Raw genomic sequence first — 19,367 nt, forward strand, 5'->3', positions numbered from 1 at the left:
ATTACTGCCGATTGCCGATGGTTGTCCTATAATAATTTTATAATGTATGGGAAATTGGTATGCTGGCCAATAATCAATCGGGTGACGGCACGGATATTGATCCGGATATTCGGGAATTCATCCGGATTACCTCACAGGACTACAACCGCTTCGCCGGCGACGATCCTGCCAGTATCCCGCAGCGCCGTCTGACTGCAGAAAAGGTGCGCGAACCTTGGGTTCAGGGTGGCCCTGCGATGCACAGCACGCAGGACGTGGTGCCGGAAACACTGGGCGTACGCATCCGTATTCATAAAAATGGTGCGGAACGGGCAAAGGGGACGTTGCTTTATATTCACGGCGGCGGCTGGGTTATTTTCAGTATGGATACGCATGACCGTCTGATGCGCGAATATGCGGCGCGCAGTGGTCTGGATGTTGTTGGTATTGATTATAGCCTGTCGCCGGAAAACCGTTATCCGACAGCGCTGAACGAGATTTCTGCCACTATTGACTGGCTTAAAACCTATGGCGAGCAATATGGTCTGAATGTTGACCGCCTCGCAATCGGCGGGGATTCTGTTGGCGCGAATATGTCTCTGGCCATATGCATAGCGATGCGCGATCGGGGTACGCCATTAGATGCGATGATCCTGAGTTATGGTGCTTATGATACCGCGCACCGGCCTTCCTATGACCGGTTTGACGGCGCTAATTATATGCTCACATCTCAGGAAATGGTTGGCTTCTGGCAGGATTATCTCGGCAACCAGCCGATAGAAACAGCGCCGCTGGCACGACCAATCCATGCTGATTTAGCCGGTCTGCCGCCTGCATTCTTATGTATTGCGCCTTGCGATGTGCTTGCCGATGAAAACTACGCGCTGGCGGATAAATTGAAGGCAGCGGGTGTTGATACGACCAGTGTTGTCTATGCGGGCGCGACCCATAGTTTTCTGGAAGCTGTATCAATATCCGGACTGGCTGATCAGGCGCTTAGTGATGCCTCAGACTGGCTAAAACGCCTTTTCAATCAAGCATAAAATCCAACAGAGTAACTGACCAATGGCCGATTATTTTTCAAAATGGACACTTGCAGATATCTGCGATCTGATTGCGGATTATCCAATGGCGTCCATTATCAGTGCCGGTGTTACGGACTGTGCAGATATCTCTGTCAGTGAAATGCCTATGCTCTTGGATCTGGATGCGGATGGTCAGCCGGTTAGTCTGCTCGGGCATTTCCCGTTAAGGAACCCGCATTATGCGGTCTTGAAAGAGCAACCGCGTGCGGTTTTCAGCTTTCACGGCCCCAATGATTATGTGTCGCCGTCCCATGCCGGTAAAAGCGACTGGGCGCCGACATGGAATTTTGCGACAGTGCGCATTATTGCGGACGTGTATTTTGATGATGCTCTGACTGATGAGGCTTTAGAGCGTGTCGTTGCGCATATGGAGCGCAATCAGCAAGAACCGTGGAACCTGTCGGCTCTCGGTGCCCGTTATGAAAAATTACGCAGTGGTGTCATGGGCTTCCGCGCACAAATCCGTTCTGTTTCCGGTCGTTTCAAGCTCGGGCAGGATGAGAGTGACGTGGTTTTTGAAAATATCTTGAACCAGCACAGCAATGAGCCTTTGCGCGAATGGATGATCCGTATGCGAGGCCGTCAATGACTGTAGCGGGCGCACGAAAACACACTTTAACGGATTTATGCAGGTCCAAGAAACAAATGCGTTTCGGTTTTGGCAACGCCTTCCATCGCACGCACCGTGGTTACCAGACGATGAAACTCGTTCATGTTGGGAACTTCGATCTCGGCGATCAGATCCCAGCTGCCATTGGTGATGTTCAGTGCGGCAAAGCCGGGGTTTTTGCGCAGGCTAGCAATGACGTTTTTAATGTTCCTGCCGGTCAGCTCAACCATCATAATCCCTCTGATCATATCCGTCGGACCATGATCTTTAAGACGAACGGTGAAACCGGCAATCATACCCGAGGCAATCAGGCGCTCCATCCGGCTTTGTACGGTTCCGCGAGCGACGCCGAGAATACTGGCGAGGGTCGGAATAGAGGCGCGGGCATTGATACGCAATTCAGAAATGAGGCGCTGATCCAGATCGTCCATAATACCTGCTGACTGACTATTTAAACAATCTGCTGAGTATAAACGCAAAATAATGCGTTATTCTATACATAATTGACGTTTTCGCTGATCGCATGGTTCGATAGCGTGGTGCTAACAAGAAAACCGGATAAGTTTCTGACCTAAAAACGGCCAAGGGAATATCCGGATAAATTATCGAACTATCAGCAAAATTTATCAGGTCAGGGCAAGCCTGTTATCGCAACTTTGCCGGTTTTTAAAAAATGGGGAATTTATGAAAACGTTTTTATCTTCTGTAATCGCTGCCGGCATCGGTGCATTTCTGGCTTTGACACCGGCTGCACAGGCTGATGATCTGGATAAGATCAAGCAAAGCGGTGAACTGCGCGTTGCCATGAGCGGTGTGTTTGCGCCATTCAGCTTTGTTGATGACAAAAATGAAGTTGTCGGCTTCGACGTGGATATCAGCAACGAGCTTGCCAAGCGTCTTGGCGTTAAGCCGGTGATCATCACCACAGCTTTTGACGGTATTATTGCAGGTCTTCGCGCAGGCAAATTCGACACTGTTATCGGCAGCATGAGCATTACACCTGAGCGCGAAAAAGCCGTTGATTTTGCAGGCCCTTATTATCGCGGCGGACGCGGCGTATTTGTGGCTGAATCGTCACCGATTAAAACTCTCGAAGAGTTGCAGACCAAAACACTCGGTATCATTCTTGGTGAAACCAGTGACAAATGGGCGCGCGAAAAAGGCGGCTGGACAATCCGTACCTATAAAGGCATCCCGGAACTGCTGCTAGAACTGCGCGCCGGTCGTGTAGACGGTATTGCAACCGATGATATTCCTGTACTGATCGCGATCAAAAACGGTAATGAAAAGGTTCGCCAGCTCGATACGCCGGAACTGCAGGGCTCGGACAATGTTGGCATTGCGATCCGCAAAAACAATCCTGAGCTCAAAGCTGCTCTCGACAAAGCACTAGATGATATGAAAGCCGACGGCACCTACGAGAAAATCTCGATGAAATGGGTTGGCCGCGACATTCGCTAATCGCATAATTCAGGCCGGAGTTCTGTTTTGAAGCGTGTTGCATCCAATAGGTTCATTGAACTGCGACATGCTCTGACACTCCGGCTTTTGTTTTGAAAATATTGGATTTTTCAGATTTGCATCGCCGTTTCTGAAACAGATATTTCATGAATATAGCTATGCCGCACCATTTTAATGATGCGCGATTAAAGAGATTGGGGGATCGATGGATTTCTCTTTGATGGCGGAAGTGTTCCCGTTTTTCGTGAATGCCGCTATTGTTACTATTCATATTTCAGCATGGGCATTTCTCATCGGTATTACCGTCGGTGCGATTGTAACCGCTGCCAAACTGTCCCGTTTCTGGCCGGTTCGTTATCTGGGCATTGCCTATGTCAGTGTGTTTCGCGGCACGCCTTGTCTGCTGCAATTATTCGTCTTGTATTTCGGCGGGCCACAGATCGGGTTGAACTTCGACCCGTTTGTTGCCGGTGCGATCGGCCTCGGGCTCAATATTGCGGCCTATATGGCTGAGGCCATGCGTGGTGCCATCCTGACTGTTGATGGCGGACAGGCAGAGGCAGCGCGCTCTATCGGTTTCAGCCGCGAACAGGCAATGTTCTATATTGTACTGCCACAGGCTGGTCGCCTGATGATCCGCTCTATTGGCGTTAACACGATTATGCTGGTTAAAGGCTCTGCCCTTGTTTCTGCCATTTCCGTGGTGGAGCTGACCTATACCGCACAGCGTTTTATTGGCTCGACCTATCGTCCTTTTGAAATTTTCGGTGTTGCTGCGGCAATCTACATGGTGCTGATTTATGTTATTTCGCGCTTTGTCGATTACGCTGAAGCCCGCTTTGCGCTTAAATAAAGGGTGATCTCATGGAACTCGATTTCTCCATCGTCCCGCCCTATACGGAATTATTGCTGACCGGATTTTACTGGACGCTGATAATTGCAGTATCGGCGGGGATTGTCAGCTTTATAGGCGGTATTCTTTTTGCTTTGCTGGTGCTTTATGCGCCCGCAGTGATCCGCTATCCGCTGCGTTTCTTTATGTGGTTGTTCATGGGAACACCACTGCTGTTACAGCTGTTTTTGCTCTATTACGGGTTGTCGCAAGTCGGCATTAACATCCCCGCATTGTGGACAGGGATCATCGGATTGGGACTGCACTTCGCGGTTTATAATGCCGATATTTTCCGCACGTCTATTCTGACAGTTGATGTCGGGCAGACGGAAGGTGCACGCTCTATCGGCTTTAGCAATGTGCAGACATTGCGCTATGTGATTGTGCCGCAAGCTGTGCGTAATGCCTTGCCGCAGGCGGGTAATAATCTGATTGCGCTGCTGAAAGACACGGCGATTGTTTCTGTTCTGGGCATTACCGAACTGGTGCATGCATCCCAGCAGGCGATCAGCGAAACCTACAGCCCATTTGAATTCTACATCACCGCAGCTGTGATGTTCTACATCCTTAATCTCATCCTCGAAGCCGGCCTGCATTGGATGGAAAAGAAAGTGGAGGCCTATCGATGAGCGATAGCAAACCAATGGTTGAAGTGCGCAATGTCCATAAGGCCTATGGCGCACTGGAAGTTCTCAAAGGTATTGATCTCTCGGTTGAGCGTGGCCAGATCATTGCGATTATCGGCCCCAGCGGCTCCGGTAAAAGCACATTGCTGCGCTCCATCAACCATCTTGAAACGGTGAATTCCGGCGAAATTTTGCTGGATGGCGTACAGGTCAACCAGCCGCTGAGCGGCCGCGCTTTTGAAAAACATATCAATTTCGTGCGTCAGCAGATGGGGATGGTGTTCCAGCACTTCAATCTATTTCCGCATCTCAATGTGATGGATAACATCACGCTCGGGCCGATCAAACTGAAAGGCAAATCCAAGCGTGACGCTCAGGAACTGGCAGTTTCCTTGCTTGAAAAAGTCGGCCTTGCCGACAAAGCAGAGATGTATCCGTCACGTTTGTCCGGCGGGCAGAAACAGCGCGTAGCCATCGCCCGTGCATTGGCGATGCAACCTAAAGTCATGCTGTTTGATGAAGCCACCTCGGCGCTCGATCCGGAATTGGTGGAAGAGGTAAACCTCGTGATGAAGCAACTGGCGCAAGAGCATATGACGATGCTCATTGTGACCCATGAAATGCGCTTTGCCAGCGAGGTCGCCGACAAAGTTCTGTTTATGGATAAGGGCGTTGTTGTGGAGCAGGGCAAGCCTGAGGATATTTTCACCAATCCGCAGAATGAGCGTACCAGAACATTCCTGAGAAAACATCTCAATCAATAAGTGAAATCAGACCGGTCACAGCATCTGAATTGAAGTTGCTGTGACCGCCCCCCTTAACGCATCTCCTGAGCAACCTGTTTTTGATGAAGAACGGGAACGGGAAACTATAGACTGAGAAAAACCGTGACATCATTCAATACAACTGAAGTTAATGCATGGCAGCCTGCAGAGCGCGTCCGACAATTGTCCTACCAAATGGTGCGATGGCCGAGTGAAACCGGAACTGCAGGCGAGGCTGAATTCGCTCCGAAACTGGTCGAACTGCTGCGTAAAATTCCTTATTTTCAGGCCAATCCCGATGATATTGCTGTGATTGACAGCCACGGTTCTCCGATGACGCAAAATGTCGTGGCGGTAGTGCGCGGCAAGGGGCGCAAAGCACTGGCCTTCGCCGGACATTATGATGTTGTTGAAACCGGTAATTACCGTGATCTCAAACATCTGGCATTTGAGCCGGATGCCTTGCTGGAAGCTTTGTTGGCTGACTTAACAAGCAGGCCGCTTGCGCCGAACGAAGCAAAAGCACTGAGCGATTTCCAGTCCGGTGATTTTATTCCAGGACGCGGCATGCTGGATATGAAAAGCGGTGTCGCAGCGGGTATTGCTGTGCTTGAACATTTCGCGACAAAGCAGGATCGCGAAGGCAATCTGCTGCTGTTTGTAACACCTGATGAGGAGCGCGGCTCGCGCGGTATGCGCAGCCTGCGTGATGCCTTGCCTGCTCTGATGCAGCGCTGGAATCTGGATATTGTTGCGGGCGTCAACCTCGACGCCACCAGTGATCAGGGTAACGGCTCTGAAGGCCGTGCAATTTATCGCGGGACAATTGGCAAGCAATTGCCGTTTGCCTTCGTAGTCGGCAAGCCATCCCATGCGGGTTATCCGTTTGAAGGCATCAGCGCGCATTTGATCGCCTCGGAAATTATGCGTGCGGTGGAAGCCAATGCCGACTTGAGTGACACAGAAGGTAATGAAGTGTCGCCTCCGCCAATCTGTCTGGAAGCACGCGATTTCCGTGGCGGCTATGAGGTAACGACACCTGAGCGCACCTGGATTGCGTTTAACTGGCTGGCACATTCGCGCTCACCGGACGCTTTGTTTCAGCACTTCCAGTCGATTGTCGGTGATGCACTGCATCGTGCAATTGGTCATTTCAACACGCATGCACAAACCTATGCCAAATTGCTGGGAACCGAACAATCGGCAAGTGATCATGAAGGCCGTGTGATGACAGTTGCCGAATTGCGCGCTGAGGTTGTCCGTATCGGCGGTGATGCGGCGCTCAAGCGGATCGAGGAACTGGAGCAGAAACTGTCAGTCCATGACAATCCGCTGCTTTTGACCCGCGAACTCGTTGACCGGATGGTTGTTGAGGCACGTATTACCGGCCCGACTGTGATTATTGGCTTTGGCAGTCTCGTTTATCCGCATGTGCATATGGGCAATGAAACTGCCTTAGAACGCGAATTCAGTGCGGCGCTGGATGCGGCACGCCTGACGATTGAGCAGAGATTTTCCACGACGATCAAATATCGCGATACCTTTGCCGGTATCTCGGATATGAGCTTTTTCGGTTACAAACCGGATGCTGCGGATAGTCAGGTTGTCTCAGAGAACACACCGGCATTGCAGTTTATTGATCAGGTCTCATCCGATGCGCTGACCTATCCGGTCGTCAATATCGGCCCTTGGGGACGCGAATATCATCAGCGGCTGGAGCGTGTTTATGCGCCTTATGCTTTTGATACTCTGCCAAGATTTCTCAATGAAATCGTGAAGAACGTCTTCAAAACAACTTAAAATCCATGAAAATCTGAGTTGAAGTGCTTCATTTATATGAAGCACTTCAGATTTTTCATTTGTGACGGGATGTTTGCATATTGAACATTTGCTGAATGGTTTGTCCGCTGCGGATGCCATGGAGCCACGCCTGTTCTTTGATAATATGCGCCTGAGCCGCCGCGAGAGTTTCTTCGGCGCGTTCCAAAGGTACGATCACAACACCATCATCATTGCCAAGCACAATATCTCCGGGACGAACAACTGCGCCTGCCATGGAAATTGCACCATCAATGATACCACCGAAACCATGATGAGGACCGCGGGGAACGACCGCTTTGCAAAACATATTGAATTGTAGCTGGCGCACTTCTTCGACATCACGGATGGCACCGAAAACAACTGCACCGCCCAGTTTGCGATGGGCTGCCTCTGCGGTCATGATACCGCCCCATACGGCGGTATCGTCAACACCGCCCGCATCAACGACGATGATTTCTCCGGACAGTGCTTCACCGATCAATTCACAGATACTGCCGCAATCACCGGCCATTGCCGTGACGGTGCGTGCCTGCCCGCACAGTGTGATGCCGGTTGATACAGGCTTAATGACAGCGCTCATCGCTTGTGTCCGGTTCAGACAGTCTGAAGCCACAGCGGGAGGGATCGCGCGCCATGCATCGAGTGCTACGTCGGAGAGTTTAGGAAACGGGGCGTTTAATTTTTGAAATGCCATTGTGGCATACTCCTTCACGCACTGGATTTCAGTGGCTGTGCTGTTCCCAGCCGGGATTCACATTGTTACGAATTTTGTTGCGCAGGAGAAAATCCAGCATGATTTCAGCGGAGAATGTGCGCATATCCACATATCCGGCTTCAGAATAAAAAGCAGCATGAGGGGAGACGATGAACCTACCTGCAAGCCAGTCCTCTTCATTGCGCCATGCTTCGAGCAGAGCCGGCGCAGGGGACGGTGGTTCCACCGGCAGAACATCCAGTCCGGCTGCGGCGAGTTTTCCGCTCTGTAAGGCACGATAAAGCGCGTCAATATCCACCAGACCGCCACGCGCAATATTGATGAGAATACTATTGTCGCGGAGCTGTGCCAGCAGATCGTCATTGATCATTGTGCGGGTCTCAGCCGACAGCGGCACATGCAGGCTCACAATGTCTGAGGCTGCAAGCAGTTCTTCGAGAGTTTGTTTGCGCTCAAAGCCAATGCCCAGCTCGTGCCCTTCCGGCAGATAGGGGTCGTAATAGGCAATTTTCATATCAAATGCTGCGGCACGTCGTGCAACGGCAGTACCGATACGGCCAAGTCCGATAGCACCGAATGTCAGGCCGCGAAGACGACGGACAACAGGTGCACCTTCCGCCACGAAACCTGTAACCGGATCGGCTTTGAGGCGTTTTTCATAAGTGCCAAGGCCGCGTGTCAGATAGAGCAACATGGCAATGGCATGATCCGCCACTTCTGTCGTGCCGTAGTTTGGTACATTCGACACGGCAATTCCGGCTTTGCGACAGGCATCGACATCCACATTATCGAAACCGACACCAACGCGGACAATAAGTTTGCAATTATCCAGCAGGGCAACCGTTTGTGGGGCAATGCGCATGCGATGCCAGACCAGAATACCGTCACATTCCCGCCAATGCTGTTCAGGAATAGCGGAAGGGTCAGTCTCGTCATAAATCAAATATTCAAACTGGTCACCGGAGATGGCGCTTTCAATCGCCAGATCCCGCAAATGTGCATCCGGCACCAGAATTTTGTAAGTCCGCATAAATTCCTCCCGAGAATATATCAGAGCACTTTGGATAAGAATGATTTGAGGCGCGGGTCATTCGGGCTGCCGAAAAAGCTTTCAGGCTCACCATGCTCAACCATGACACCGCCATCGGTGAAGAAAACCTGATCGGCGACTTCCTGCGCAAAACGCATTTCATGCGTGACCAGCACGCAGGTCATGCCTTCTCCGGCAAGATCACGGATAACATTCAGTACTTCCTGCACCATTTCCGGATCGAGCGCAGCGGTCACTTCGTCGAAGAGAATGATTTCCGGTTGCATTGCCAGCGCACGCGCAATAGCCACACGCTGTTGCTGCCCGCCGGATAACTCTCCGGGATAGGCATTTTCTTTGCCGGATAATTGCACTTTCGCGAGCAGTTTGATCGCACGCTCACGCACTTCCTGTACATTGTGTTTCAGCACCTGAACGGGTGCCATCATAATATTCTGCAGCACAGTTTTATGCGGAAACAGGTTATATTGCTGAAAGACCATCGAAACTTTATGGCGTAGCGGCACCAGCTGCTTTTCTGAGCGCAACTGTTCAACCTGAAAGTCGCTCACACGAATACTGCCGCGGTCAATCGGAACAAGGCCGTTCAGGCACCGCAGTAAAGTGGATTTTCCGGAACCGGAAGGGCCAATGATACAGGCCACCTCTCCCTGCCGGATATTCATGGAAATACCTTTCAGGACGGCAACGGAGCCATAGTTCTTGTAGATATCAGCGACTTCGATAATAGGTGGGAATGATGTGGTCATGTCATTTGCCTTTAATCAGGCGGCGCTCAAGGGCACGCGTCCAGGTCGCCAACGGATAGGCGAAAAGAAAAAACAGCAGGAGAATGTAGAGATAAATTGCCGTCGCATATTCATCACCATCGCTGGCTATGACTGTTTTGCCTATGGAGAGAACATCTGAAGTACCGGTAACGACCACAAGGCTGGTGCCGATAAACAACATTGCATAGGTGGTCATCAGATTGGGCATCATCATCGGCAAGGCTTGAGGCAAAATGATTGAGCGCAAAATCTGGCTACGACGATAACCGAGTGCCCGTGCAGATTCCCACTGCCCGTCGGGTACAGCGCGAATACCGTTGCGGAAACCTTCCGCAATATAGGCGGTCACCGGTAAGGACAGACCAATAACAGCTTTAAGAAACGGCGACACAAAGATACTGGTGCCCAAAATAGTCATGCGGAATGGCAGCAAATAGAGCATGGCATAGAGCACAACCAGCCATGGCGACGAGCGCAGCAGGTTCATAATCAGGACTGCTGTGGTGCGGATCATTTTATTCGGCGATACCATGGCACCGCCGAGGAAAAATCCGGCGACCAGTGCAATCATCATTGAGCATATGCTGATGATAATATTCGCTGAGAAACCGCCGCCAAAACCTGAGAAATCCGAGCTGCCAGTGAGCAGTTGCGATGACCGGTCGGTCAGGACTTTGAGAGCCGCAGCACTGTTTTGCCCGTAGGTGATAAAGAGAATGGCCAGCAAAGCGGCGATGACGCCAAAGAAGCCGAGAACAGCTGAGGTTGTATCTCTGTTCATTGCATTGCTCCTGCGCCAAATCCCGGAATTGCGAAAGCTTTTGCGATTTGTTTCGCGAGCAGAACAACCAGTGTGGTAATGATCAGATAGATCAGCCACAGCACGATCATCACTTCGAGATTGAGAAATGTTTCCAGCGTAATTTGCGTGGCAAAAAACATAATGTCGGTCACGGCGACAAGGGCAGCCTGCGCTGATGTTTTAATCAGGCTGACCACGTTGCTGGTCATGTTCGGGATGGTCATACGCAGAGCGATCGGCAGTTCAATAAAGCGGAAAATCTGCAAGCGGCTGTAGCCCATGCTTTTTCCGCCTTCGACCGTTTGTTTTGGTACGGAATTAATACCGGAACGGATGATCTCAATGGCGATTGCACCATTATACAAAGCCAGCGAAATGACGACGCAGGCAAAACCGGAAAGCAGTGGTATGCGCTCTCCTGTTGCCGCATCCGTATAGGTCAAACCTAAATCAGACAGCATGAAATACAGAAAAAACAACTGCACCAGTGGTGGCGTGTTTCTGAACAGATCAATCATAATAATCGTCAAAGATTTGGCGACAGGGATGTTGAAATGGATGATGGCCGCACCGGCAATGCCGATTATCAGCATCAAAATTGTGCCGACACCAGTGATGGCGAGGGTCGTTTTCAAGCCTTCCAGTAACCAGCTCTGATAGAGCGGGTCTGCAAGCCATTCAAAATCGAGACCGAATATCATGATTTAGTTCCGGTAATGCGCCGGTTATCGCCTTGAGCAATCGTTGCGGATAACCGGCATTGCTGAGTTTCAGTGTCCGGCAGCTTTGGCGTCGGCTGCGCGTTTGGTCACATATTCACTGGTGCCCATATTGTAGGCTTTTTCAGCATCGACCAGCAGGCCGGAAGCTTCGGCGGAAAGAATGGCCTTGTTCACTTCTTCAAGAAAACGCTGTTCGTTTTTACGCACGCCGCCTGCAATCGGGATATAGTTGAAGGTGTCCAATGCGATTTTATATTTCTCACCCCACTCAGGATCAGACAGTTTCTGCTGAAGAATAGGGCCGTCAAAGGCAACTGCACTGCAACGGCCGTTCTGGAAAGCTTTAAACATATCGGCAGTGCCGGTGAGCAGCACGGTTTGTGCGCCATAAGTGCCGGTGAGCGTACGGTTATAAAGATTGCCCTGCATGCCGCAGAGTTTCTGTCCGCGCACATCTTCCCATTTGGTTATTGTGGTATCTTTGGGCGCGAGCAGAACAATGCCTGCCATATTGTAATATTCTTCAGTGAAATCGATAACTTTGGCACGTTCTGCATTCACACCGAGTGTCGCCAAAATGAGATCAATGCGACCTGCATTCAGCAGTTCAATGCGGTTGGACGCGACAACCGGAACCAGTTCGATTTCATTTTCAGAGCCGACAATTTTGCCTGCAATATATTTTGCAAGGTCGATTTCAAAACCTTTCAACTCATCATCTTTGGTCAGAAATCCGAAAGGGACGTAATCGTTTTTAATGCCGACAATCAGCTTGCCCCGGGCTTTGACTTCATCAAGCTGGTCGGCATGAGCGACCGCGCTGAATGTCAGGCCCGAAAGGATTGTCAGAAGTGAAAGCTTGAAGCATGACTTCGCGATCATAGAAATTTCCCCTTTTAATTTTGTGCATTGCCGCTGGCATTTATCTGAAGTTTTGCATGCCATGAAATGCTTTTTAAAAAAGTTATAGACAAATTTTATATAATTAATAATACTATTTTCTTTGTTAAAAATAAGATTATCTTATATAGGATGCGCAATGTATATCAGGCAACTCGAGGCCTTTAAGGCTGTGATGTCGATGGGAAGTGTCAGCCGCGCGGCTGAGTTGCTCTGTATTTCCCAGCCTGCTGTCAGCCAGCTTATCAATCAGCTGGAGCTTTATTGCGGTTTTCCCCTCTTTGAACGCAAAGGCAAACGTCTGCATCATACGAGAGAGGCGGAAGCTTTGCTGGTTGAAGTTGAAGCCATGTTTACCGGCGTTAATCGGGTTGCACGCGTTGCTGCGGCGCTGAGAGAGCAAAAATGGGGGGCTTTATCTATTGGTGCATTTCCGGCAATTGCGCGTCGCGTATTGCCAAAGATCGTGGCGGATTATGTTGCTGTGCGCAGTGATGTTGTGTTTCATTTACAAAGTATGCGCTCGCGCAGTCTCATTGATGCTGTTGCCAGTCATCAGCTGGATTTCGCGGTTAGTTTTATTCCGGGTGACAGGGATGAAATTGAGAGTATTCCGCTACAAACATTAAAGGCGGTTTGCATTCTGCCTGTTGGCCATCATTTGTCTGGCAAACAGGTGATACACGCGCAAGACCTGGCCGGAGAACCCTTTGTTTCTTTAGGGCCGCAGGATCAGTCGCGTATGCTGATTGATAAGATTTTCGATGATCTGCAAATATCGCGCAAAATGCAGATCGAAACCGGTCAGTCGGAAACAGCTTGCTCATTCGTAGCTCTGGGAGCGGGGGTTTCAGTTGTTGATCCGATCAGTGCGGCTGGTTGTAGTGAAAACGAGCTGATTGTCAGGCCTTTTGAACCGGATATTACTTTTAATATTTGGCTGATACGCCAACGAATGCCGGTTAAATCGGCTGTGGCTGATCATTTTATCCGGTTCATGAGCGATAGGTTATCTGCAATAAATATTTGAATACTATGTCAAAATATCATTTTTCATTGTATCTGCCGCAAAATATTTTTTCACCGGCTCCGGCAACTCATGGCTGTCATAGCTATAGCGCCCGCATTTTTTGATCAGGTTTTTAATATTGGTATTTTTGTTTAATTTTCTCCAGATTGTTCTGGCAGCATAGGGCATATTATCGTGTTTCCAGGACACGCCAATCGTTAAACCTTTCAAATATTTTTTTTGGTGCATCTCAAAAGGTTGTAATATTGTTTCTGCAATAATTGACGGATGGCGGTGGCTTTTCTCAACGATAAATATTTTATTTCTGCTCATGGAAAATAAACCGCTGTACTTTGACCTTTGCTGTACCTCATCAACCGGATCGTAAATTCTTTCTATGGATTTAACTTGTATCCAGTCCCTCTCCTGTCTTATCCGCGTAAATGAGCAAATAATGAAATCCGGCCATGATGGTGAGACATGATATGTCTGATAATCACCGAGATATTGCTCAATATTGGAGAGCTCCGCATTAAAAAAGCTGAGAATAAATTCTGAATGACTGGGCGAGTTAGAAAAGATACCGGAGATTTTGGTGCGAAATTGCTGTGCAGACAGACTGAAGTCATCCGGCAACATCTGAAAATATGCTGCAATTTTCCTCAAGTTAAACGGTGACGGGCGCGCGCATCCGTTAATATAGCGGTTAAACTGCTGTCTGTTGATACCAAGATTCCTGCAAACTTCTGAAATGGAATGACGCGTTGAGCAGGCCAGCTTCAGATTTTCCGAAAAATCACTCATAAAAATCCCCCTATATAGAAGAGTGTAAACTAGCGTAAAAAAGCGTCAACCAGCGAAATTGTTTTCAGTAAACGTCCTTGACTAAGCTTGAGGCAGAAAGCGGATCACTGCAGAAAGCCGGAGTAATAATAATGTCCGGACTGTAGCCGGTTGCATTCTGAGCTGGGAGGCTATTTATATGAAAAAGGTTAGTAATTCTGTTTCAGCTAATGAGCAGGTTCTGCAATTGAACCGGCGTACGCTAATTAAAAGCGGTACAGTAATGGCCGGTTTTGCTCTTGCCGGTGGAGCAACTGGTTTTTTATCTTTGACAGATGCCGCAAAAGCGCAGGAGCCAAAACGCGGCGGCCATCTTAAGATTGGTCTGGAGGGGGGCGCATCAACGGATTCACTTGATCCTGCAACCTACAGCAGCACCGTATCCTTTGTTGTGGGGCGCACATGGGGCGATACGCTTGTTGAAACAAATCCGGAGGATGGCTCTGCAGTGCCGTCGCTGGCGACGGAATGGACACCATCGGCTGATGCATCGCAATGGACATTTAAAATTCGCGATGACGTTAAATTCCACAATGGCGAGAAAATGACACTCGATGATGTTGTGGCCTCATTACAACGTCATGCAGATAGTAAATCGCAGTCCGGCGCTTTCGGATTATTGCGGTCGGTGGTCAAAATCGAGGCAGTGAATAATGAACTGGTCATCACACTGAAAGAGGGGAGTGCTGATCTGCCGCTGATAATGAGTGATTATCATCTGATTATTCAACCGAAAGGTGGTGTTGATAATCCGCTGGCAGCGATTGGTACCGGTCCTTATAAAGTTGAATCCTATCAGGCAGGGGTGCGGGCGTTATTTTCGAAAAATAAGGACGACTGGCGATCAGACCGCGGTTTTGTCGACAGTGTTGAAATCTTGTCGATGAATGATACGACTGCACGTATTGCTGCATTGTCTGCCGGTCAGGTTCATTATGTTAACCGGATTGATCCCAAGACAATTTCACTGCTCAAGCGCTCGCCGAATGTTGAAATTCTTAGTACATCCGGCAAAGGCTTTTATTGTTTTCCGATGCATTGCAACACAGCGCCCTTTGATAATAATGATCTGCGGCTTGCTTTGAAATATGCAATTGACCGTGAGGCAATGGTTAAGTCCATTCTTGGCGGTTATGGCAAGGTCGGTAATGATTTCCCGATCAATAATAATTATGCACTTGCGCCGGACGATATTGAGCAGCGCGTATATGATCCGGATAAAGCTGCCTTTCATTTCAAAAAATCAGGACATGACGGGGCAGTTGTATTGCGCACATCGGATGCGGCTTTCCCGGGCGCTGTAGATGCCAGTGTGCTGTTTCAGCAGACTGCTAAAAAAGCAGGAATCCAACTGGAAATTAAACGTGAACCGGCTGATGGTTACTGGACGAATGTCTGGAATGTGCAGCCTTTTTGCGCGTCCTACTGGGGGGCACGTGCCACGCAGGATCTGTTCTATTCCACATCCTATCTGAAAACCTCAGAGTGGAATGATACCCGTTTTATGCGTGATGATTTTGAGAAGCTGCTTATGCAGGCGCGCGCCGAATTGGATCAGGATAAGCGCAAAGCGATTTATCGCGAAATGGCGATAATGGTACGTGATGAGGGCGGACTGATCCTGCCAATGTTTAATGATCACATTGGCGGCTGTGTCAAAAAAATGAAGGGTTATGTGGCAGATATCGGCAATGACGCGTCGAACGGCTATGTTGCTTCGCGCGTATGGCTTGATGCCTGACATTGCTTACGTTCTGTGTTTTGGAGGGTAACGCAATGATGCGTTACCTTTCCTCCACCTGAATACAATCCTCAGCCCTGTGCCGTTTGTAAAAGTCAGGATATTCCTTGATTGGTTTTAGTATCAGACATCCTTTGCTGCTGATGATTTTGAAACGTGTAATTTTAAGCTTTGGCTTATTGGTTATGCTGTCACTAATCATCTTTTGCGGAATTGAATTATTGCCCGGAGATTTTGCTTCGACTTATCTCGGACAATCAGCCACACCGCAGGCAATTATGAATATAAGGACCGAGCTTGGTCTGGATCGGCCATTGCTTGGACGATATTTCTCGTGGCTTGGCGGTTTGTTGCATGGGGATCTTGGTATGTCATGGGCAAACCGCAACTCTGTCAGTGAGCAGATTGCGTTTCGGTTAGGCAATTCCCTGTTTTTGGCTTTGTGCGCCGCTGTAATTGCAGTACCGCTGGCCGTCACTCTTGGTCTGATTGCAGTGCGTTATCGCGACAGGTTTCCGGATAAGCTGATCAATATTGCCTCACTCGCTGCGATCTCATTGCCGGAATTTTTTGTCGGCTATCTGTTGATTTTGTATTTTGCCGTTCAGTTCGGAATCGCGACATTTCCCGCAACTGTTTATGAGGGTATGTCCCTGAGTGAGCGTTTGACCGCTGTTGCATTACCGGTTGCGACACTGGTTATGGTCGTTCTGGCTCATATGATCCGTATGACACGTGCCGCGATTTTAAGTGTGATGTCCTCTGCATATATTGAAACAGCAGAACTCAAAGGTCTGAGCTCCCTGAGGATTATAGCACGCCACGCCGCGCCAAATGCAGTGTCCCCGATTATTACGGTCGTTGCTTTGAATATGGCCTATCTGATTGTAGGTGTGGTCGTGGTTGAGGTGGTTTTTGTCTATCCCGGTATGGGACAGTACATGGTAGATGCCGTTACCGTCCGTGATATGCCGGTTGTGCAGGCTTGCGGCCTGATCTTTGCTGCCATCTATATTTTTCTCAATCTTGTGGCGGATATTCTTTCCATTCTCGCCAATCCGCGTCTGAGGTATCCGAGATGAGATTTCGTGATATGCCGCTTATCGTGTGGCTTAGTCTGTTTTGCCTGATCACTATTGTTATTTGTGCTGCTTTTGCGCAATGGGTCGCGCCCTACGGGGAAGGCGATATTGTCGGCGATATATGGGCACCTATGAGTTCTGAGTTTTGGCTCGGTACTGATAATCTTGGCAGGGATATTCTGTCGCGACTGATATATGGCGCCCGTACCACGCTGTCGGTGGCACTATTCGCGACATTAATATCCTTCATATTGGGAATGGGATTAAGTTTTTTCGCAGCACTTAACCGCGGTATTGCCGATCAGATTTTATCCCGTTTCAATGATATGATGATGGCGATCCCGACTTTGATTTTTGCGTTGATTGTTTTGGCAATGCTGCCGCAGAAAATCTGGATTTTGATATTGGTGATGGCTTTATTGGATTCCACGCGTGTTTTTCGTATCGGCCGCGCTGTTGCTCTGGATGTAGTGGTGATGGATTTTGTTGAGGCGGCACAATTACGTGGCGAGGGTAAATTCAAAATCATTATCAAAGAGATATTGCCCAATACAGTTGCACCTTTATTCGCTGAGTTTGGCTTGCGCTTTGCTTTTGCCATTCTCTTTCTTTCGACGCTGTCCTTTCTCGGATTAGGAATTCAGCCGCCTGCTGCAGACTGGGGCGGTATGGTGAAAGAGAATAAAGACGGCATTATTTTTGGTGTTCCTGCAGCATTGGTTCCTGGCGCAACAATCGCTCTGCTGACAATCTGCATTAATCTGATCGTAGACTGGCTGATGCGCAGTTCTGCAAAACAAAGACAGGAGCAGTAAATGTGTGATCTTCTGTCCGTTGAAAATCTGCAATTGTCTGTAACCCGCAACAATAATCGCTTTAAAAAATCTGGTGAGCAGACGCTGATTGTTGATGATATCTCTTTTAATTTAAAAAAGGGAAAGGTGCTGGGGCTCATAGGTGAATCCGGTGCAGGAAAATCATCTGTCGGGCTTGCGACCATGGCTTACGGGCGTGGTGGTGTGGAGATTACCGGCGGCAAAATTGTGCTGAATGGTCAGGATATTTTGCAGTTGCCGGTGTCGGGTATTCGTTGTCTGCGCGGCACCAAGGTCTGTTATGTGGCGCAGTCCGCTGCGGCTGCGTTTAATCCGGCGCATCGCATAGGCGATCAGGTGATTGAGGCGTCGGTTATCCACGGTTTGATGAGCCGCAGTGAGGCACAACAGCGGGCGCGCTATTTGTTTGGTGTTTTAGGTCTGCCGGATCCTGACCGGTTTGGCAGCCGTTTTCCTCATCAGGTGTCGGGCGGCCAGTTGCAGAGGGCAATGACGGCTATGGCACTTTGTCCGAAGCCTGAGCTCGTCATTTTTGATGAGCCGACAACCGCTCTGGATGTGACAACTCAAATCGGAGTTTTAAAGGCGATCAAAGAAGCGATCCATGTTTCTGATACGGCAGCTCTTTATATCACGCATGATCTTGCCGTGGTTGCTCAAATTGCCGATGAAATCATGGTTTTACGTCACGGAAAGATGATTGAATATAATACTGCTAAAGCAATTATAGAAAATCCGCAGCAATCTTATACGCGCGATTTACTGAATATAAGAAGCCGTGTTCATGTTCCGAAGAGCAGGGAGACACCGGTTATCTGTTCTGTCCGGCAGATCAGTGCGGAATATGCGCATCATGTAAAAGTTCTTGATGATGTTTCCCTTGATATCGGTAAAGGAAGAACCGTTGCTATTGTTGGGGAATCCGGTTCAGGAAAATCCACATTAGCTCGTGTAATTGCCGGTTTGCTGCCGGCAAGTCAGGGGCAGATTTCGTTCGAAGACAGGATATTACCGGCAAGTTTTCGTAAGCGTTCCTTTGAGGATTTGCGGCGTATCCAGCTGATTTACCAAATGGCGGATACGGCGTTAAATCCGAAGCATACTGTGCGTTCACTGCTGGCTGCACCTCTGGGACTCTATTTCGGGCTGCGTGGCCGGATAAAGGAGCAGCGTATTCTTGAATTGCTGGAGCAGATTGAACTGGGGCCGGAATTTCTTGATCGCAGACCGGACGAATTATCGGGCGGTCAAAAACAGCGGGTGGCGATTGCACGCGCACTGGCTGCAAAGCCGGAGCTGATCCTGTGTGATGAACCGACATCTGCACTTGATCCGCTGGTCGCGGAGGGGATTCTCGACCTCTTGATGCGCCTTCAGAAAGAAACACAGGTTTCTTACCTGTTTATCACACATGATCTGAGCGTTGTGAAAGCGATCGCCGATGATGTGGGTGTGATGCATAAGGGCAGGCTGATCCGTTTTGGCAGCAGAGACGAGGCGCTCTCACCGCCTTTTGATGCCTATACGGAGAAGCTTTTACGTTCGGTTCCTGAAATGAAAATCGGATGGCTGGAATCCGTTTTGAATGAATAAAATTTAAGTCAGCATCTGAGCATTAATTTTGGCTGTAAAAAAACCTGGTGATGAGCCGGGGAGGA

19 protein-coding genes and 1 pseudogene are annotated in these 19,367 nt (G+C 49.2%); 12 read left to right on the forward strand and 8 right to left on the reverse strand.

Annotated features, from left to right (window positions below; translation table 11 throughout):
* Positions 1–59 precede the first annotated feature (59 nt).
* Both DFR47_RS17775 and DFR47_RS17780 read left to right on the forward strand, forming a co-directional pair.
* A complete protein-coding gene (locus DFR47_RS17775) occupies positions 60–1,022 on the forward strand; it encodes an alpha/beta hydrolase (protein WP_113945841.1) in 963 nt (320 codons plus the stop codon).
* 22 nt (positions 1,023–1,044) lie between these two features.
* On the forward strand, positions 1,045–1,653 hold the full coding sequence (locus DFR47_RS17780; protein WP_113945843.1) for an FMN-binding negative transcriptional regulator: 609 nt from the start codon (positions 1,045–1,047) through the stop codon (positions 1,651–1,653).
* A gap of 35 nt (positions 1,654–1,688) precedes the next feature.
* On the opposite strand, the gene DFR47_RS17785 is transcribed toward DFR47_RS17780, so the two are convergent.
* Positions 1,689–2,105 (reverse strand): Lrp/AsnC family transcriptional regulator, encoded by a 417-nt coding sequence (locus DFR47_RS17785; RefSeq protein WP_113945846.1) that lies wholly within the window; start codon positions 2,103–2,105, stop codon positions 1,689–1,691.
* A 253-nt stretch (positions 2,106–2,358) separates the two neighbouring features.
* Here DFR47_RS17785 and DFR47_RS17790 point away from each other — a divergent pair, with 253 nt between their 5' ends.
* The 5 genes from DFR47_RS17790 (at position 2,359) to DFR47_RS17810 (ending at position 7,217) form a co-directional block, all read left to right on the forward strand.
* Positions 2,359–3,135, forward strand: a complete 777-nt coding sequence (locus DFR47_RS17790) for an ABC transporter substrate-binding protein (RefSeq protein WP_113945848.1) — start codon at positions 2,359–2,361, stop codon at positions 3,133–3,135.
* A 205-nt stretch (positions 3,136–3,340) separates the two neighbouring features.
* Positions 3,341–3,988 (forward strand): amino acid ABC transporter permease, encoded by a 648-nt coding sequence (locus DFR47_RS17795; RefSeq protein WP_113945850.1) that lies wholly within the window; start codon positions 3,341–3,343, stop codon positions 3,986–3,988.
* An 11-nt stretch (positions 3,989–3,999) separates the two neighbouring features.
* Entirely contained in the window at positions 4,000–4,656 is a 657-nt protein-coding gene (locus tag DFR47_RS17800; RefSeq protein ID WP_113945852.1) for an amino acid ABC transporter permease, read from the forward strand.
* Positions 4,653–5,417 (forward strand): amino acid ABC transporter ATP-binding protein, encoded by a 765-nt coding sequence (locus DFR47_RS17805; RefSeq protein ID WP_113945854.1) that lies wholly within the window; start codon positions 4,653–4,655, stop codon positions 5,415–5,417. The genes DFR47_RS17800 and DFR47_RS17805 overlap by 4 nt, the downstream gene beginning before the upstream one ends.
* A gap of 195 nt (positions 5,418–5,612) precedes the next feature.
* Positions 5,613–7,217 carry a M20/M25/M40 family metallo-hydrolase gene (locus DFR47_RS17810; RefSeq protein ID WP_113945950.1) on the forward strand — a complete coding sequence of 535 codons (1,605 nt, stop codon included), beginning with the start codon at positions 5,613–5,615 and terminating at the stop codon, positions 7,215–7,217.
* Between the two features lie 55 nt (positions 7,218–7,272).
* Here DFR47_RS17810 and DFR47_RS17815 read toward each other — a convergent pair whose 3' ends face one another.
* The 6 genes from DFR47_RS17815 to DFR47_RS17840 all read right to left on the reverse strand — a co-directional run bounded on the left by DFR47_RS17815 (position 7,273) and on the right by DFR47_RS17840 (position 12,180).
* A complete protein-coding gene (locus tag DFR47_RS17815) occupies positions 7,273–7,932 on the reverse strand; it encodes an RraA family protein (RefSeq protein ID WP_113945856.1) in 660 nt (219 codons plus the stop codon).
* A 28-nt stretch (positions 7,933–7,960) separates the two neighbouring features.
* On the reverse strand, positions 7,961–8,983 hold the full coding sequence (locus DFR47_RS17820; protein ID WP_113945858.1) for a C-terminal binding protein: 1,023 nt from the start codon (positions 8,981–8,983) through the stop codon (positions 7,961–7,963).
* 20 nt (positions 8,984–9,003) lie between these two features.
* Positions 9,004–9,753, reverse strand: a complete 750-nt coding sequence (locus tag DFR47_RS17825; protein WP_113945860.1) for an amino acid ABC transporter ATP-binding protein — start codon at positions 9,751–9,753, stop codon at positions 9,004–9,006.
* Position 9,754: 1 nt separating this feature from the next.
* Positions 9,755–10,555 carry an ABC transporter permease subunit gene (locus tag DFR47_RS17830; protein ID WP_113945862.1) on the reverse strand — a complete coding sequence of 267 codons (801 nt, stop codon included), beginning with the start codon at positions 10,553–10,555 and terminating at the stop codon, positions 9,755–9,757.
* On the reverse strand, positions 10,552–11,277 hold the full coding sequence (locus DFR47_RS17835) for an amino acid ABC transporter permease (RefSeq protein WP_113945864.1): 726 nt from the start codon (positions 11,275–11,277) through the stop codon (positions 10,552–10,554). The genes DFR47_RS17830 and DFR47_RS17835 overlap by 4 nt, the downstream gene beginning before the upstream one ends.
* A 69-nt stretch (positions 11,278–11,346) precedes the next feature.
* Positions 11,347–12,180 (reverse strand): transporter substrate-binding domain-containing protein, encoded by an 834-nt coding sequence (locus tag DFR47_RS17840; RefSeq protein WP_113945866.1) that lies wholly within the window; start codon positions 12,178–12,180, stop codon positions 11,347–11,349.
* 157 nt (positions 12,181–12,337) lie between these two features.
* Between DFR47_RS17840 and DFR47_RS17845 the strand changes: the two genes are divergently transcribed.
* Entirely contained in the window at positions 12,338–13,228 is an 891-nt protein-coding gene (locus tag DFR47_RS17845; protein ID WP_113945867.1) for a LysR substrate-binding domain-containing protein, read from the forward strand.
* Positions 13,229–13,231: 3 nt separating this feature from the next.
* Here DFR47_RS17845 and DFR47_RS17850 read toward each other — a convergent pair whose 3' ends face one another.
* Entirely contained in the window at positions 13,232–14,011 is a 780-nt protein-coding gene (locus DFR47_RS17850; RefSeq protein ID WP_113945868.1) for a helix-turn-helix domain-containing protein, read from the reverse strand.
* 178 nt (positions 14,012–14,189) lie between these two features.
* Between DFR47_RS17850 and DFR47_RS17855 the strand changes: the two genes are divergently transcribed.
* The 4 genes and pseudogenes from DFR47_RS17855 (at position 14,190) to DFR47_RS17870 (ending at position 19,302) form a co-directional block, all read left to right on the forward strand.
* Positions 14,190–15,791: an ABC transporter substrate-binding protein gene (locus tag DFR47_RS17855; protein WP_113945869.1), complete on the forward strand. Its 1,602-nt coding sequence runs from the start codon at positions 14,190–14,192 to the stop codon at positions 15,789–15,791.
* 116 nt (positions 15,792–15,907) lie between these two features.
* Positions 15,908–16,873, forward strand: a pseudogene (locus tag DFR47_RS17860) (ABC transporter permease); the annotation flags it as partial.
* Positions 16,870–17,688 carry an ABC transporter permease gene (locus tag DFR47_RS17865; RefSeq protein WP_113945870.1) on the forward strand — a complete coding sequence of 273 codons (819 nt, stop codon included), beginning with the start codon at positions 16,870–16,872 and terminating at the stop codon, positions 17,686–17,688. The pseudogene DFR47_RS17860 and the gene DFR47_RS17865, both read left to right, overlap by 4 nt.
* Complete coding sequence (locus tag DFR47_RS17870; protein ID WP_113945871.1) at positions 17,689–19,302, forward strand: ABC transporter ATP-binding protein; 1,614 nt, start codon at positions 17,689–17,691, stop codon at positions 19,300–19,302.
* Positions 19,303–19,367 lie beyond the last annotated feature (65 nt).

It is taken from the genome of Pseudochrobactrum asaccharolyticum, from assembly GCF_003314995.1.
GTDB classification, from domain to species: domain Bacteria; phylum Pseudomonadota; class Alphaproteobacteria; order Rhizobiales; family Rhizobiaceae; genus Pseudochrobactrum; species Pseudochrobactrum asaccharolyticum.

Excerpts from the sequence above, each read along its gene's own strand:
- DFR47_RS17775 (WP_113945841.1), top strand. The coding sequence starts at position 60 with ATGCTGGCCAATAATCAATCGGGTGACGGCACGGATATTGATCCGGAT.
- DFR47_RS17780 (WP_113945843.1), top strand. The coding sequence starts at position 1,045 with ATGGCCGATTATTTTTCAAAATGGACACTTGCAGATATCTGCGATCTG.
- DFR47_RS17785 (WP_113945846.1), bottom strand. The coding sequence starts at position 2,105 with ATGGACGATCTGGATCAGCGCCTCATTTCTGAATTGCGTATCAATGCC.
- DFR47_RS17790 (WP_113945848.1), top strand. The coding sequence starts at position 2,359 with ATGAAAACGTTTTTATCTTCTGTAATCGCTGCCGGCATCGGTGCATTT.
- DFR47_RS17795 (WP_113945850.1), top strand. The coding sequence starts at position 3,341 with ATGGATTTCTCTTTGATGGCGGAAGTGTTCCCGTTTTTCGTGAATGCC.
- DFR47_RS17800 (WP_113945852.1), top strand. The coding sequence starts at position 4,000 with ATGGAACTCGATTTCTCCATCGTCCCGCCCTATACGGAATTATTGCTG.
- DFR47_RS17805 (WP_113945854.1), top strand. The coding sequence starts at position 4,653 with ATGAGCGATAGCAAACCAATGGTTGAAGTGCGCAATGTCCATAAGGCC.
- DFR47_RS17810 (WP_113945950.1), top strand. The coding sequence starts at position 5,613 with ATGGTGCGATGGCCGAGTGAAACCGGAACTGCAGGCGAGGCTGAATTC.
- DFR47_RS17815 (WP_113945856.1), bottom strand. The coding sequence starts at position 7,932 with ATGGCATTTCAAAAATTAAACGCCCCGTTTCCTAAACTCTCCGACGTA.
- DFR47_RS17820 (WP_113945858.1), bottom strand. The coding sequence starts at position 8,983 with ATGCGGACTTACAAAATTCTGGTGCCGGATGCACATTTGCGGGATCTG.
- DFR47_RS17825 (WP_113945860.1), bottom strand. The coding sequence starts at position 9,753 with ATGACCACATCATTCCCACCTATTATCGAAGTCGCTGATATCTACAAG.
- DFR47_RS17830 (WP_113945862.1), bottom strand. The coding sequence starts at position 10,555 with ATGAACAGAGATACAACCTCAGCTGTTCTCGGCTTCTTTGGCGTCATC.
- DFR47_RS17835 (WP_113945864.1), bottom strand. The coding sequence starts at position 11,277 with ATGATATTCGGTCTCGATTTTGAATGGCTTGCAGACCCGCTCTATCAG.
- DFR47_RS17840 (WP_113945866.1), bottom strand. The coding sequence starts at position 12,180 with ATGATCGCGAAGTCATGCTTCAAGCTTTCACTTCTGACAATCCTTTCG.
- DFR47_RS17845 (WP_113945867.1), top strand. The coding sequence starts at position 12,338 with ATGTATATCAGGCAACTCGAGGCCTTTAAGGCTGTGATGTCGATGGGA.
- DFR47_RS17850 (WP_113945868.1), bottom strand. The coding sequence starts at position 14,011 with ATGAGTGATTTTTCGGAAAATCTGAAGCTGGCCTGCTCAACGCGTCAT.
- DFR47_RS17855 (WP_113945869.1), top strand. The coding sequence starts at position 14,190 with ATGAAAAAGGTTAGTAATTCTGTTTCAGCTAATGAGCAGGTTCTGCAA.
- DFR47_RS17865 (WP_113945870.1), top strand. The coding sequence starts at position 16,870 with ATGAGATTTCGTGATATGCCGCTTATCGTGTGGCTTAGTCTGTTTTGC.
- DFR47_RS17870 (WP_113945871.1), top strand. The coding sequence starts at position 17,689 with ATGTGTGATCTTCTGTCCGTTGAAAATCTGCAATTGTCTGTAACCCGC.